Below are 14596 nucleotides of genomic sequence, written 5' to 3' on the forward strand. Positions count from 1 at the left end.
TAAACGAAACATGAAACTAAATTTATTACTAGTAATATTCCTTTTAATCTGTAACTCATTGATTGCTCAAATTAATTATCAAAACGAACAATCCGGCACTTTTCAAACAGGAAATATAGATTCACCATTTTTAAGAGTTTCAAAATCATCTGGGAACAAAATAGTTGGTAGCATTTACCTTAATGAAGAATGGGAACAGGCTACAATATCAGATAATGCAAAGAAAACTTATAAATCTATGGCTAGGTTTAATGCTTATCATAGTGAAATAGAAATATTAACCGACAACAAAGTGAAAGCTCTAGTAGCTGATGAAAATTTAGAAGTATCTCTGAACGAACGATTATTTACGCCCATTAATTTACCCTCTAAAATAAAACCAATATTTGCCGAAAAATTAGTTAGTGGAGAGTATAGTTTATATAAGGTTTATGATATTAAAATTAACAAAGCACCATCTGATGCCAAACTATTAAATTTAGAAAGTAACGACAAAGTTGTCATCTATTCTGAATTGTACTTCATGACTAAAGATAAAATTCAAAAAGTACCAAACAGCAAAAAAGAGTCAAAAAAACTACTACCCAACAAAATGATTGCACTAGCTAACAAAGAAAAACTCTCAATTAAAAAAGATCAGGATGTCATTGAGATATTTAAACTTTATAATGCAGTAAAATAAAGCAGTTAGTTAGCTAATTATAAATTGGTCTTTATCCTCCAAAAAGTTAAGTTTTGTCCTTACTTTAATGATATGGCTTTTAAGAACTTCAAATATTAAGATTTCTTCTTTTGCAGAATGGACCAATGATGTTCCTAATACATCATATGCACTAGTATGACCTGAATAGCTATGACCAAGTGCATCTACACCTATACGGTTTACACCTATACAATACACCATATTCTCTATTGCCCTTGCCTTTAATAAAGCATCCCAAGCATTAATTCTTGGGGTAGGCCAATTGGCTACATACAGTAAAATATCAACATTTTCGGTATTTCTACTCCATACAGGAAATCTAAGGTCATAACATATTAAAGGGCATATTTTAAAACCTTTAAATTCCACGATCAACTTTTTACTGCCTTTTGTGTATTTTTTATCCTCGCCTGCCAAGGTAAACGTATGTCTTTTATCATAAACATTATATTGGCCATTAGGAAACACAAAAAAAAGTCGATTGTAATACAGGTCATTCTCCTTAAACACAATGCTACCTACAACGGCACAGTTCTTTTGCTGTGCCACTTGCTGCATCCAATGCAAGGTATACTCGCCTTCCTTTTCATTTATATGCTCTGGCGACATTGTAAAACCGGTCGTGAACATTTCCGGTAAAACGATCAAATCCACCGCTTCCTTGATCTGATCTATTTTTTCCTTAAAAAAGAGTCTATTGCCTTGCGGGTCTTCCCATTTTATTGGGGATTGGACCAGTGCAATTTGTAAGTTATCATTCTTGGACATTATATTCTTATTCTAACAAATCTACCAATGCACTTAAACCCTGAGTTTTGGCATGGTCTAGTGCGCTATTTCCCCTATTATCCTTAATAGTCTTGTCCGCTCCATTGGCAATCAAAAGTTTTGCAATTTCAAGCCTATTGAACTGTGCAGCATAAATCAAGCATGTTGCACCCATGGCATTTCTTCCATTAAGGGCTGCACCCTTTTCTATTAAAAGTTTTGCAATATCAGTAAACCCTTTGAAACAAACCCCCATGAGAGCTGTATTCCCAGAGGCATCAACCGCATCTATCTTTGCGCCTTTTTCAAGCAATAAACACGCTATTTCCGTTTCATCATAATAGGTGGCCAATATTAATGGTGTGGAGCCCCTTGCATCCTTGCTATTAACCAACATGGCATTTTTGCTCAACATTTCCTTTACCTCATTATAATTACCTTCTCGAATTGCCTTAAAGAAAAATTCGTTCATAATTTAAAATGTTACCGTTATTAAGTTAAAAAAAGGTTGTTTTCTAAGTTTTTTCCTACTAATTTCATTCTTTCCTACATTGCAAAAAAATGTACCTTTAAATAAAAACTAATTTCTTTTGAAAACAATAGCTATTGACTTTCTTTTAGAGAAAGCTCCCATTGCAATTGCTATGGTAGATACTAAGTTAAACTATATTAACTATTCAAACCAATGGCGTAAGGAATTTACGTTAAATAAATCTGATTTTAACGGTAAAAATTTGTTTGATGCTCTAATTGAAACTCCAGATCAATTTAAGAAAGATATTGAACAAGGGTTAAATGACAAAGAAATTGAAAACTTGGGTCAAAAGTATATTTTATCCAGCGGTAAGATACAATGGCTAAAATGGAAAATTCTACCTGTAAAGGATGAGCTTACCAAAAAATTAGAAGGTTTACTCATCTTTTTAGAAAACATCACAAAAGATAAAAAGGAAATAGAATTACTTCACAAAGCTGAGTCAGTAGCAAGAATTGGGTGCTGGGAAGTAGACTTGGTGAACAATACGTTGTTTTGGACCAAAACTACCAAGGATATCCACGAGGTAGATGAGGGCTTTATACCCGACCTGGCTCAGGGTATTAACTTCTATAAAGAGGGCGCTCATAGAGATAAGATCACAGAGTTGGTAAATAGAGCTATTGAAGAAGGCAAACCTTGGGATACCGAACTGATAATCATAACAGCCACCGGAAAAGAGTTATGGGTTAGGGCTAAAGGGGAAGTAGAATCTGCCAATGGCCAACCAATTAGAATTGTTGGGACTTTCCAGGATATTGACCAAACAAAAAAAATTCAATTGGCCCATGAAGAAATTACCGAACGATTAAAAATTACCACCCAAACTGCACAAATTGGATTATGGGATTTTAACCTAGAAACAAATGAATTGGTCTGGGATGACGCAATGTTCCAAATTTTTGGAATTGAAGAAAATGAATTTTCCGGGACTTTTGAAGACTGGGAATCTAGCATTCACCCAGAGGACAGGGAAAAGGCCTTAGAAGCATCGAACAAATCTATAACCGGTGACAAGGATTTTGACGAAGAATTTAGAATCGTTTTAAAAGACGGAAGTGTTAAACACATTAGAGGCACATCCAAAACCATAAAAGATTATAATGGCAAACCCATTAAACTTACCGGCGCAAACTGGGACATTACAGATTTAAGAAGTACAGAACTGAAATTGATCAGAAGTACGGAGTCCTTTATGGAAACATTTGACCACGCTTCTATTGGAATGGCCTTGGTAAGCCCTGATTTTAAGTGGCTAAAGGTCAATAAAAGTTTATTGAACAGTTTGGGCTACACGGAAAAAGAACTTCTGGGCATGAAAACTTTGGACATAACACATCCAGATGATATTCTTGCCAGCGAAACATTTCATAGTGGTGCTTATGATGGCCTTAATGATACCTACCAATTAGAAAAAAGATATTTTCACAAAGATGGCCATTTGGTACATGTAATATTGGGGGTAACGGTTGTTAAGGACATGAACGGTAATCCCAGCCATACTATTGCCCAATTTTTGGATATTACGGACAGGATAGAATCTGAAAAAAGATTACAGACCTTGGTAGAAGTCACCAAAAGCCAAAACGATAGCCTTATGAACTTTGCTCATATTGTGTCTCATAACCTAAGGTCTCATTCCACCAATATGACCATGTTGACAAAATTTCTCTCCCAGGAGGAAGACGAGAATGAACGCAAGAACCTGCATAAAATGATATCTAACGCTGCGGAAAGTTTGGCCGAGACCATTACCCATTTAAACGATGTTGTGCAGGTTAAAACCGGCGCTTTGGAAAATTTAAAAAGTCTAAGTGTTCTTAATACCATTCATCAAATTAAAAAAAGTATTGGAGGCCTTTTAGAAGAACAGAATGCTATTTTGAATATCAATATACCTAAAACACATTTTGTAAATGCCGTACCTGCATACTTGGAAAGTATCTTTTTAAATATCCTAACCAATGCCTTAAAATACAGGTCCAAAGAGCGAACGCCCGTTCTTGACATTTCCTCCAAAATTAAGGGAGACTATGTCAAGATCACATTTTCCGACAATGGCCAAGGCATAGATTTAAAACGACATGGAGACAAAATATTTGGAATGTACAAAACGTTTCATAAACACAAAGACGCCAAAGGTATTGGTCTTTTTATTACAAAAAATCAAATTGAAGCTATGGGTGGAAAAATTAACCTTGAAAGTACCGTTGATGTTGGTACCACAATCTTTATAGAATTAAAAAAAGCATAATGAGCATGAAAAACGTACAAGTTTGCTGCATAATCGATGATGACCCCATTTTTATTTATGGTACTAAAAGGATTATGAAGGAAGTAGATTTTGCCGAAACCATCCTAGTATATAATAATGGCCAAGAAGCCATAGAAGGGTTAATGGAAATTAGCCAAACAGAGGAGCTGATGCCAGAAGTTATATTCTTGGATTTGAACATGCCCATTATGAACGGTTGGGAATTTTTGGATGAATATACCAACATACCAAATCATAATCCTGAAAAAACCATTATCTATATCATAAGTTCATCTGTTGACCCAAGAGACCTTGAACGGGTAAAGAATTATGAGCAGGTTAATAACTATATACTAAAACCCATAACACCAGACGATCTATCCACTATCTTAAAAGCTACAAAGGCTTAGTCCACAAAAAAAAACCTCAACATTATTAGGTTCATTTTATCTAAAATTGGTCACATTTAATTATTCTACTATAAATAAATGTTATCTTTCTATCAGTTTTATTTATTTTGTTCAAAAATATATATTGTCACTAGCCAAATTAAAAAATAAAATAAAAGATTAAATTAATGGGCGTATTTACCAGTTGCTGTATTATTGATGATGATGAATTTTTTATTTTAAGCAGCAAGAATACCTTAAAGCAAGTAGATTTTAGCACAAACATTTTATATTATACCAATGGCCAGAAAGCTTTGGATGGACTAGTAGGCCTTATTGTTGAGAATATTAAACTACCTACCATTATCTTTCTTGATTTAAATATGCCCAAACGGGACGGATGGTCTTTTCTGGAAGAATTTGAAGCCCTACCAGAGGATAAAATAAAACATATACAGATTTATATTACAAGTTCTTTTATTAGCCCGTCATTGATAGAGAAAGCAAAAAAATATAAATTGGTCAAAGACTACATTGTAAAGCCCTTAACGGAGAAAGCCTTACTTAAAATTACTGCTTCACAAAAAGTTACATAACATTATCTAACACCAGGTGTAAAATCATCAGGTGCGTTTTGCGGACTGTTCGTAGTACCCGCTTCTCCAGTGTCATTATAAATGATCCATTCTGCTGGCGTGAACGTATCATTTGCAATCAAAATTTCCGGTTTACGCAAGGCTCTACCGTCTTCAAATTCATGGTTGGTTCCACTGCCGTCTTCCCCAATAATCCCATACATATCCACTATTGTTCCAAAAGGATCAATCAACGCTAAATTATCATCTCCATTAGAATCTGCAGGTGTATTGGTACCCACTGCAATATCCGGAGCAAAACCATATACCTGTTCAAACTCTGCCGCATTTGGTGATACCACCAATAGTGATTTTCCCCCAATATTATAATTGGATAAATCTATAGAGGAACTTATGGTTAAATTAGCATTGGTATACCTGACCAAGCTCCATCCTTTTAATGACAATTCAGTCTCAGAGGAATTATACAGCTCTACAAATCTAGCAGCAGCATTATTATTGGGGTCCGCAATTTCAGAGAAGAGTATGTTCTTTGAAGTAAATTCATCAATTACATCTGTGCATCTTTCATTTGTAAAAACAATGTCTTCAAGGTTTCTTACCGTTAAGAAAAACGCACTACTTTTTTTAGTTAAAATTCCTGTTATAGTACCCGATTTTTCCGGAATTGGTTGTTCATGAAAACTTGAATACCCACTATTAACTAAGCCTATTTCATTATCATCACAATCCAATACAGGTCTAACGGTTTCTTCATTTGTAATGGCAAAGGGTTCACCAATTACTTCTTCCGCAAATTCCACGTTCTCTAACTTAATAAGGGTATTTAGCATATTATCGGCTAAATTAGGTAAGGACACCACATTTGGTTCAACCCCCAAATTGTCTTCACAAGAAACCAATATATGGTCAAAAACCACTGTTTTGGGAAGTCTACCTACACTACGGTTCCCAAATGACGTAAATACTGCCCCTAACTTAAAAAGGTCATTTGACTTGCCTAAATAAAGTCCTTTTAATTTAATGATTACGTGCTGACCAACATTAAAGAACAAATGGGAATCTCTTAACTCCAACTCTATCTGCAACCCAGCTGTTGGGCTATTGCGTTTATCTTGAAAATGAATGACATTATAAAAATTACCTGCTATATCAGACGACGTTACGTAGCCTTCTATCATTAAATCCTTTGGTGTTTCTGTCTTTTTGGTACTTGTTTTATCTTAAATTCCCAAGATTCAAAAATTTAAAAAAAAGCGAAACTTTATAAATTGATGATGATTGATAGTTTTGTAATCAACTGAATATATTGATTTAAAAATAATGTTAACGTTTAGCTAATACAATTTAATTAATTATCTCTGTATACAACTAAAATTCATTTACGTTAAAAACCATAATCATAGTAACCTAGAGCTTTAAGTCTGAAATCCATAGCTTGTTCACTAACTTTAAATTTAAGACTTATTTGACATTTCTTTACCTCATAATCTAAGACTTCAGGTAGTTTTAAAATTTCCTCAGCTATAAGTTTTTTAGGCATCAACAAAGAAGCTGCAAACTGATTAGCTTGTCTTTCCATAAGATAATTTTCTCTAGTACTATTTTTTCGAAACAACTTATCACCCTTGTAATAGTCAACAAATAAAGACTGTTGATTTATATGCAACATGTAGTGGCCAATTTCATGTGAAATAGTAAAACGTTGCCTATTTTCAGGATGATTAATATTTACACCAACAATATCTTGATTATTTTTTCTCACTAAAAATCCAGACACCTCATCATCTAAATCCTGCATTTCTACACGAATACCTAAAGATTTAGCGAGCTTAGAAATTTTTACAGGCGCCTTCAATAAATCGTGATTTATCAAAAGTTGTTCTGCTAATCTATCTATGTTCGTAGTTGTCATTTGAGAGTATTTCTTTTAAAACGTCTATAGTCTTTTTATTATTTGAATTAGTGTTTTTATTTACTAATTCAACAACATCAGAATCTAAATCACTAACTATCGACTGATACTCAGATGTAGTTGGTAAAATCTCTGATATTTCACATTTTAAAGCAATTGAAATTTCATAAATTGCTTTTAAAGTAGGCTGCTGATTTCCTATCTCAATATTTGATAAAGATGATCTACTAAGATAAATTTGTTCAGCGAGAGCAGATTGTCCTATTTTCTTCTTTTTTCTTACTCTTTTAATATTAACCCCAATAACATTACAAAGTGACTGAGTAGTGTCTTTCATAACTAAATATAAATGTAAGAATATATTCGCAATATAAAGATACTCATTTAATGTTTATCAAACAAGCATTATTTACTAATATTTAATACTTTTTGCTGGTATTATATTTTTTATTATCTTTGTTACTAAATGATTTCTGGAAGGTCCAGAAACAAAAAAACCAGATGGAAAACCACCTGATTTTAAATTTATTTAAGAATGTTGCGGGTCTAGTTTAACCCTCAAACCCTTATACTGTAGGAGGTACAAAGGTACATATTCTTCTTTAAATTACCAAATGTGGTATTTTATCTTGTTTTTCAATCTTTAAATAAGACAAGAAACTTAAAAATTAAAATTTATACCCACTTACAGTAATCTTCAACATACTGAGGGCTACCAATTCTTTACCATTGCTTGGGTTAACGATTAGCATGGTCTACAAGTTTTTTTAAAATTTTAAAATTAATGAATATGTACTACTATAAAGTAAACATGAAAAGGTTTGAATCTAGTGAACCTATAATCACCGGTAAAACCATTTTAAATAAGGCAGGTTTGATACCTGAGGAGGATTATGAACTTTTATATAAAGTAAATGAAAAAGGATTTACTCCAATACAGCTTGACGAAAAAATCGATCTAAAAAAGGTAGGTATTGAAGGTCTAAAAGCTGTTAGGTATAAATCTTTGGTAATAAAGGTCGATGACAAAGATGTAGAAGTAGAAAACTGCTTTATGACACCTTTGGAAATAATGGCTATCGCAAATATTGATTCCAATAATTTTTACTTGATAGAGTTAAGAAAAGGAAATGTAGAAGTTACCTATGAAGATGATGTGGAGCATAAAATAGCGATTCATAAAAATTCATGTTTTGTTACCTGTCCGATTGAAATTAAGGTTGAATGTGTTATTGTTAACGCCAAAAATAAACCTTGGTCAAAATCAAGAATATCATTTGAAGAGGTGGTAATACTTGCCTATGATGTAATATCCCAGAATCCAAATATAATTTATACTGTAAATTATGTAAAAGGTGTAGCTAATAAGCCAGAAGGCAGTATGATTAAAGGCGATGAGATTTCTGTTAAAAATAAAATGATATTCAATGTTACAAGAACAGATAAATCATAGCTCAGACATTAAGGAACTACGTAACGAAAACTACGTAGTTGAAGTCAAAGGTAATTTACTTTTGATACACGATGTTCCTTATTTGAACTCGAAGAAGGAATTATTGAATGGTACGGTGGTCTCCACCGTACCTTCTTTAAAACCTAATGATCATGTAGTAAGTTTTATCGGTGAAGCGCCATGCGATTGCAATGGTACTTTGATGAGAAACTTAATCAACAATAGTAATAAAAGAAACTTAGGCAGTGGTATAGTTGTTGACCACATGTTTTCTCATAAACCTACGCCATTGTATCCTACTTACTATGACAAAATGACTACATATGTAAAAATACTTTCTAATCAAGCTCAAAAAATATATCCGAAAGCAACAGCACAAACCGGTAGAGTTATAGAATTTAATTTAGAAGGGTCTGTTTTACATTATAGTGATACTAATTCGGCTAGGTCAGAAATTGATGCAATCAATCAAAAACTTTCAGGTTTGAAAGTGGGCATTATTGGACTGGGAGGAACAGGTTCATATATATTGGATAAGGTCGCCAAAACTTTAGTTCAAGAAATTCATCTTTTTGATGGTGATATTTTCAAGCAACATAATGCCTTTAGAGCCCCTAGTGCAACGACTAAATCAATCATTGATCAAGGTCATTTTAAAGTAGACTATTTAGCTAATTTGTATGGAAATATGCACAAATTCATAGTACCTCATGCTAAATATCTGAATGAACAAAATTTAGGTTTATTAAATGGTTTAGATTTTGTTTTTATCGCAATAGATAAAGGAAGTGTTAAACGTTTAATTTTTGACAAGCTAGAGAAACTAAATTTACCCTTTATTGATTGTGGTTTAGGTATTGAAAGAAAGGGCAATGAGCTGATGGGAATAGTTAGAACAACTTTGAGTACCCCAAAGCATAGAGAACATGTTTATAAAGGCATTATAAGCTTTGTTGACGATGACGATGATGAATATTCATCTAATATTCAGATAGCAGACTTAAATGACCTAAATGCTCTTTTTGCGGTTTTAAAATGGAAAAAATACTATGGCTTTTTAAATGATTTAACGTCAGAATTACATAGCACGTATTCAATTAATGTAAATACGATTTTCAATGGTGATGCAGCATAAATTTGTTGAGTTAATGCCTGATACTATAAAAGAAGGAATAATATATATTTCTCCTGAATATGGAACGGTAATACATTTATGTGCCTGTGGATGTGGAGAGGAGATTAATACTCCTCTCTCTCCAACAGGATGGGAATTAACCTATAATGGAAAGTTTATAAGCCTAAGCCCTTCAATAGGTAATTGGAGCTATATATGTCGATCACATTATTGGATTTTAAAAAATAAAGTCATTTGGGCTGAGGATTGGTCAGAAAATCAAGTGAATTTAAAAAGGCAAAACGATAAGAAAGAAAGTGAATCTTATTATTCAAAAAATAAACTTAAAGAGAATTCTCTTGAAAAACAGTATGATAATAAAAATATGAAGATTGCAGAAAAGGACACCTTTTGGACTAAGATGTTAAAAATTTTTAAATAGATATCTTTTTAGATAAGAAATCAAGTCATTATTACGAATTGATTCTTTTATTTAAAAATAAAATAAGATAAGTTATATTACTTTGAAGTAGAGCTTTTAGGTTAGAAGCTGCAAAACTTAACAAACGCATAATTGATTCTGTTAGAAAGCATGATAAGGATGCAAAGCTTATTAGTATGGGAGATTTTAATGATGACCCCATAGATCCAAGTTTTAAAAAAGTACTTAAGGTTGAGCAGAATATAAAAAAGCTGGATTCGACCAGTCTGTACGGTCCCATGGAAAGACTTTTTAGAAAAGGCAGAGGCTCTTTGGCCTATAGGGATAGATGGAACTTATTTGACCAACTCTATATGACCGCTAGCCTTATTGACAAATCAAAATCTACTTACAGTTATTGGAAAGCTGGTATTTTTACACCAGATTACCTTATAGACCAAAAGGGTAAATACAAGGGTTACCCGTTACGCACCTATGCCGGAGGTAGCTATATAGGAGGATATAGCGACCATTTTCCCGTATTCCTTTATCTAATTAAAAAGGTAACACCTTAGATTGGCATGTACTAATCCAACTCTTGGATCTCTATATTTTTCCACCTTACTTTTATGCCACCCCCATCATGAATTTGTAATAAGATGGATCCTTCACCGGCACCAATGATCTCATCTTTCAAAGACACCATTTCCGTACCGTTAATATAAGAGCTTACATGATCACCTTCTACCATGATTCTCATGTGGTTCCAGTCTCCAAATTTTAAAGCCTTATCTTTTTCAAGTTGGGGCTTTATTAACCATTTTCTACCATAAGACTCATAAATGCCTCCTGTATACTTGCCTGGCGGAGCCACTTCTACTTGCCAGCCACTCACCGTAGTTCCTTTAACGGTAGACCTTATAAAAACGCCACTATTGCCGTTGGCCTCTTGCTTAAAATCAAGGTCCAGTACATAGTTTTTATAGTGTTTATCCGTTGCCAAATATCCATAGCCTTTATCCTTACCGCTTTCGCAAATAAGTTCACCATCTTCAACATACCATTTTTCGGTTCCAAAAACAGTCCACCCCTCTAGGTTTACACCATTGAACAATTGTTCTTGGGCATTCATGTTACAACCAAAAATTAGGATGAACAAGACGAATAAAAGTTTCCTCATAGTAAAAATGGGCTAGTTAATTAAACCATTGGCCCCAAGGAATTCTACTTAAAATAAGTAACAAGCCTATACCATAAAATATAGCAATACTCTTAAATTTTTTATCCCCTTCCACAAATTTTTTGTGCCTGGACCATCCAACGGTAATCAATGCGATAGCCAAAATGTTTATAAAAGGATGTTCAACTGCTAGTAAGCGCGCAGCGGATGTTAAACCTCCCATACCAAATTCTTGCAAAGCATGTAATCCACTGGGAGAGACAAAATAGAGCACAAGGCCCACCAATAATTGAATATGACAAAGGATTAGGGCAAAAAGACTAAGCCTTAAATCTTTGTTCATATTAAAGATTCTTTTTCCAATAAGACCGGTTACGGCATTGGCAACCGCCAAAATTAACACGGCCAATGCTACATAGGCCAAATAAGAATGAAGCATTTGAATAGTTTCGTACATAGTTGTTTAGTTTTCAAATTTAAAAGTACTGAATTTTGAGCATAAAAAAACCCTGACTTTAAAGTCAGGGTTTATATTTTAACAAAGAACTAGTTTAGAAGGTAAATCTAGCACTTAAGTTCCAAGTGGTACCAAAACCAAAGAAAACACGGTTACTGGTATTTATACCGTCATAAGTATCATCTCCTGGCTGTGCAAAAATATTAGTATCCGATTCTGCTATATAAGTAGTATCAAACAAGTTATTTACATTTAACCTGAAGCTTAGATTCTTATCATCAAAAGGAATGCTATACGTTGCACCAGCATCTGCAAGACCAAAAGATGGTAATTTTAAAGCGCCATCAGGACCTACACTAGTTGCATCGAACTGAGCATATAAATTACCTGCAAAACGGTAACCAAAATCAAGGTTTAAGTTGTTAACTACATTGTAGTCTGCACCAATAAATGCAGTAAACTGAGCAGCATCACCAACTTTAACACCATCTAACTCCAATGTTTCAACTTGTTCTACGCCACCTATTACAATTGGTGCCTGGTCATTATCAAAGTATGTTGCCGTAACATCATCCTTATACTCCCAGTTACCAATAGACATCATACCTGTTAAGCTGAATTTGTCACTAACAAGATATCTACCGTCAAGTTCAATACCCGTATGAACTTGTGTAATGCCCAAAATGTTTGCTGTACCACGAATTTCATCTGGCTGGTCTGCATTAAAGGTTGCACCAACAGACTCAAACCTATCTTTCCAGCTTGTGTAATATAAGTTTACATTAGCTCTAAACTTTGAACTTCTGTACCCATAACCTAATTCAAAACCGGTAATTTTCTCGTTTGTCAAGTTCGGGTTTAAATTATTTCCAAAATTGATATAAACTGCATCAAATAATGGTTGCTTAGAATAATAACCTGCATTTGCAAAGAAGTTATTTCTTGCATCAACATTCCAGTTTAATCCACCTTTAACGTTTCCACCTAAGATGTTTTCGTAATCCGTTTTTTCTGCAGGTACTTCATTAAAGAATTCTTCCCTTGCAAAACCTTGGTTAGATAACGCACCTTGTACAAAACCGGTAATATCCTCTGTGAAATTATATTCTATTTGACCAAATAAACCTAACCAGTTTACCAAACCAGTATTATAGTAATCTATTTTTTCCTCATCATCAATGTTACCAAATACCCACCATGGCTGATTTGCCTTGTATGTTTCAGCAAACAATGTGTTAGGGTCATTTCTGTTATCCGTTTCTTGGTATACATCACCTCCTAAAAGATCATTTACTCTTCTATAGTGGTATCCTGTATATTTTCTTAAATCCACACCAAAATCAATTGTAAGATCATCAGAAATACGGTTATTGAAGTTAGCCAAAAGTCCGTACCAGTTATGCGAGTTTACAGAAGCCCTTCTAGTAATACCGTTAGTATTGTTCTCATTAGGATTCTGATCACTGTTATTTACATATTGACCATTTATTTGCTCTCTTGGAGTAGCGCTAAAGTCTGAAACCAACTGACCACTGTTGTAAGAAACGATATCATCTACCCTAATTAATCCATCTGCGGTTCTAGGTAATGCAAATTGTCTTGCACCATTGATTTCTCCAATCTCTCCTGTTCCACCACCACGGCCAAAAGAGGCATATGTAGATGTTTCCAAGGTAGTTTTGTCACTCATTTTCCAGTTCCAGCTTAAACTGATAACAGGTTTATGGTAGAAATTACGACGGAAACTGTATTCTTCACCATCACGATATCCCCAATCTTCATTATATCTTCTATTTGGTTCACCATCACCGCTTCCATAAAGAATCTGAGATTCAATAGATGTTGCTCTACTTCTTTGGTGGTGCCATTGTGGTGCACCTGTTACCATAAATTCCAAATTATGATCACCAGCAGTATAGCCTAATCCCATGAAAAAGTTATACCCTTCAAACTTGGTACCATCAGCATACATGCTTCCACCTGTTCTACTAATTAACATAGACGCTGAAAAGCCATTATCCAAAAGACCGGAAGAGTAAGAAGCCAATGTCTTTACGTAACCATCATTACCTACTGTTGCTCCTATTGAACCACCTTCTGCATTTAAGGAAGTTTTTGTAACTACATTAATAGTACCACCTACAGATGATACCGCTAATTTTGAAGAACCTAAACCTCTTTGTACTTGAATTGCTGATGTTACATCTGAAAGACCTGCCCAGTTACTCCAGTATACTTGGCCATTTTCCATATCATTTACAGGAACACCATTAATCATTACTGCAGAGTTATTAGTATCAAAACCACGTATGTTTACACGCGCATCTCCAAAACCACCACCAGATTTTGTAGCATAAATAGATGGAGTAGTATTTAATAATTCCGGAAATTCCTGAGAACCTAATTTCAGTTGAATTTCTTCAGCTTTAATGGTAGAAACTGCAACAGGAGTCTTACGATCCTTAGCAATATCCTGTACACCGGTTACTACTACACCTTCTAATTCCTCAGCATTTGGCTCTAAAACAACAGAACCTATATTGCCTGTTGAAGTAAAGGCAACTTGCTTAGAATTAAAACCGATGTAAGAAACTACAAGTGTTCCAGACTCAGCATTTACGTTAATCGTAAAATTACCATCAAAATCTGTTGAAGTACCATTCGTTGTACCTTTTACCATTACCGTAGCACCTGGCAAAGGAGAATTAGTATCTCCATCAAGTACAGTACCTGTAATAGTACCTTGTGAAAAAGCAGTTACGGTCATTAAAAATGCCGCTAATGCAAAATACATTTTTTTCATTTTTTCAA

15 protein-coding genes and 2 pseudogenes are annotated in these 14596 nt (G+C 34.1%); 8 read left to right on the plus strand and 9 right to left on the minus strand.

All coding sequences use genetic code 11. The features are described 5' to 3' along the window. The first annotated feature begins 10 nt into the window (after positions 1-10). Positions 11-682, plus strand: a complete 672-nt coding sequence (locus tag ABVM52_RS06405) for a hypothetical protein (protein WP_405384584.1) — start codon at positions 11-13, stop codon at positions 680-682. 9 nt (positions 683-691) lie between these two features. Here ABVM52_RS06405 and ABVM52_RS06410 read toward each other — a convergent pair whose 3' ends face one another. Continuing rightward, positions 692-1471, minus strand: a complete 780-nt coding sequence (locus tag ABVM52_RS06410) for a nitrilase family protein (RefSeq protein WP_405384585.1) — start codon at positions 1469-1471, stop codon at positions 692-694. Between the two features lie 7 nt (positions 1472-1478). Next, the gene (locus ABVM52_RS06415) at positions 1479-1943 is read right to left on the minus strand and encodes an ankyrin repeat domain-containing protein (RefSeq protein WP_405384586.1); all 465 of its coding nucleotides are present in this window, start codon (positions 1941-1943) and stop codon (positions 1479-1481) included. 118 nt (positions 1944-2061) lie between these two features. On the opposite strand from ABVM52_RS06415, the gene ABVM52_RS06420 reads away from it, so the two are divergent. The 3 genes from ABVM52_RS06420 to ABVM52_RS06430 all read left to right on the plus strand — a co-directional run bounded on the left by ABVM52_RS06420 (position 2062) and on the right by ABVM52_RS06430 (position 5245). Continuing rightward, the gene (locus ABVM52_RS06420; protein WP_405384587.1) at positions 2062-4260 is read left to right on the plus strand and encodes a PAS domain-containing protein; all 2199 of its coding nucleotides are present in this window, start codon (positions 2062-2064) and stop codon (positions 4258-4260) included. Between the two features lie 5 nt (positions 4261-4265). Next, positions 4266-4670, plus strand: a complete 405-nt coding sequence (locus ABVM52_RS06425) for a response regulator (protein ID WP_405384588.1) — start codon at positions 4266-4268, stop codon at positions 4668-4670. A gap of 167 nt (positions 4671-4837) precedes the next feature. Beyond that, positions 4838-5245, plus strand: coding sequence for a response regulator (locus ABVM52_RS06430; protein WP_405384589.1), 408 nt, complete (start codon positions 4838-4840; stop codon positions 5243-5245). A 2-nt stretch (positions 5246-5247) separates the two neighbouring features. Here the strand turns inward: ABVM52_RS06430 and ABVM52_RS06435 are convergent, their stop codons facing one another. From ABVM52_RS06435 to ABVM52_RS06450, 4 genes and pseudogenes are all read right to left on the minus strand, one after another. Further along, on the minus strand, positions 5248-5829 hold the full coding sequence (locus tag ABVM52_RS06435; protein WP_405385109.1) for a lamin tail domain-containing protein: 582 nt from the start codon (positions 5827-5829) through the stop codon (positions 5248-5250). A gap of 9 nt (positions 5830-5838) precedes the next feature. Further along, a pseudogene (locus tag ABVM52_RS06440) lies at positions 5839-6450 on the minus strand (DUF5689 domain-containing protein); the annotation flags it as partial. 182 nt (positions 6451-6632) lie between these two features. Further along, entirely contained in the window at positions 6633-7160 is a 528-nt protein-coding gene (locus tag ABVM52_RS06445; RefSeq protein WP_405384590.1) for an ImmA/IrrE family metallo-endopeptidase, read from the minus strand. Continuing rightward, a complete protein-coding gene (locus ABVM52_RS06450) occupies positions 7138-7497 on the minus strand; it encodes a helix-turn-helix transcriptional regulator (RefSeq protein WP_405384591.1) in 360 nt (119 codons plus the stop codon). Before ABVM52_RS06450 ends, ABVM52_RS06445 begins: the two co-directional genes overlap by 23 nt. A 453-nt stretch (positions 7498-7950) precedes the next feature. On the opposite strand from ABVM52_RS06450, the gene ABVM52_RS06455 reads away from it, so the two are divergent. The 4 genes and pseudogenes from ABVM52_RS06455 to ABVM52_RS06470 form a co-directional block, all read left to right on the plus strand. Further along, on the plus strand, positions 7951-8613 hold the full coding sequence (locus tag ABVM52_RS06455; RefSeq protein WP_405384592.1) for a multiubiquitin domain-containing protein: 663 nt from the start codon (positions 7951-7953) through the stop codon (positions 8611-8613). Beyond that, complete coding sequence (locus tag ABVM52_RS06460; RefSeq protein WP_405384593.1) at positions 8588-9748, plus strand: ThiF family adenylyltransferase; 1161 nt, start codon at positions 8588-8590, stop codon at positions 9746-9748. The genes ABVM52_RS06455 and ABVM52_RS06460 overlap by 26 nt, the downstream gene beginning before the upstream one ends. Continuing rightward, complete coding sequence (locus ABVM52_RS06465; protein ID WP_405384594.1) at positions 9732-10169, plus strand: DUF6527 family protein; 438 nt, start codon at positions 9732-9734, stop codon at positions 10167-10169. The genes ABVM52_RS06460 and ABVM52_RS06465 overlap by 17 nt, the downstream gene beginning before the upstream one ends. Before the next feature lie 98 nt (positions 10170-10267). Continuing rightward, positions 10268-10723, plus strand: a pseudogene (locus tag ABVM52_RS06470) (endonuclease/exonuclease/phosphatase family protein); the annotation flags it as partial. A gap of 11 nt (positions 10724-10734) precedes the next feature. Here the strand turns inward: ABVM52_RS06470 and ABVM52_RS06475 are convergent. The 3 genes from ABVM52_RS06475 to ABVM52_RS06485 form a co-directional block, all read right to left on the minus strand. Further along, entirely contained in the window at positions 10735-11328 is a 594-nt protein-coding gene (locus ABVM52_RS06475) for a DUF1080 domain-containing protein (RefSeq protein ID WP_405384595.1), read from the minus strand. Between the two features lie 16 nt (positions 11329-11344). Beyond that, a complete protein-coding gene (locus ABVM52_RS06480; RefSeq protein ID WP_405384596.1) occupies positions 11345-11785 on the minus strand; it encodes a hypothetical protein in 441 nt (146 codons plus the stop codon). 94 nt (positions 11786-11879) lie between these two features. Continuing rightward, the gene (locus ABVM52_RS06485; RefSeq protein WP_405384597.1) at positions 11880-14588 is read right to left on the minus strand and encodes a TonB-dependent receptor; all 2709 of its coding nucleotides are present in this window, start codon (positions 14586-14588) and stop codon (positions 11880-11882) included. Positions 14589-14596 lie beyond the last annotated feature (8 nt).

The sequence above is a fragment of the Maribacter sp. LLG6340-A2 genome (genome assembly GCF_045057105.1).
In the GTDB taxonomy this organism is placed as follows: domain Bacteria; phylum Bacteroidota; class Bacteroidia; order Flavobacteriales; family Flavobacteriaceae; genus Maribacter.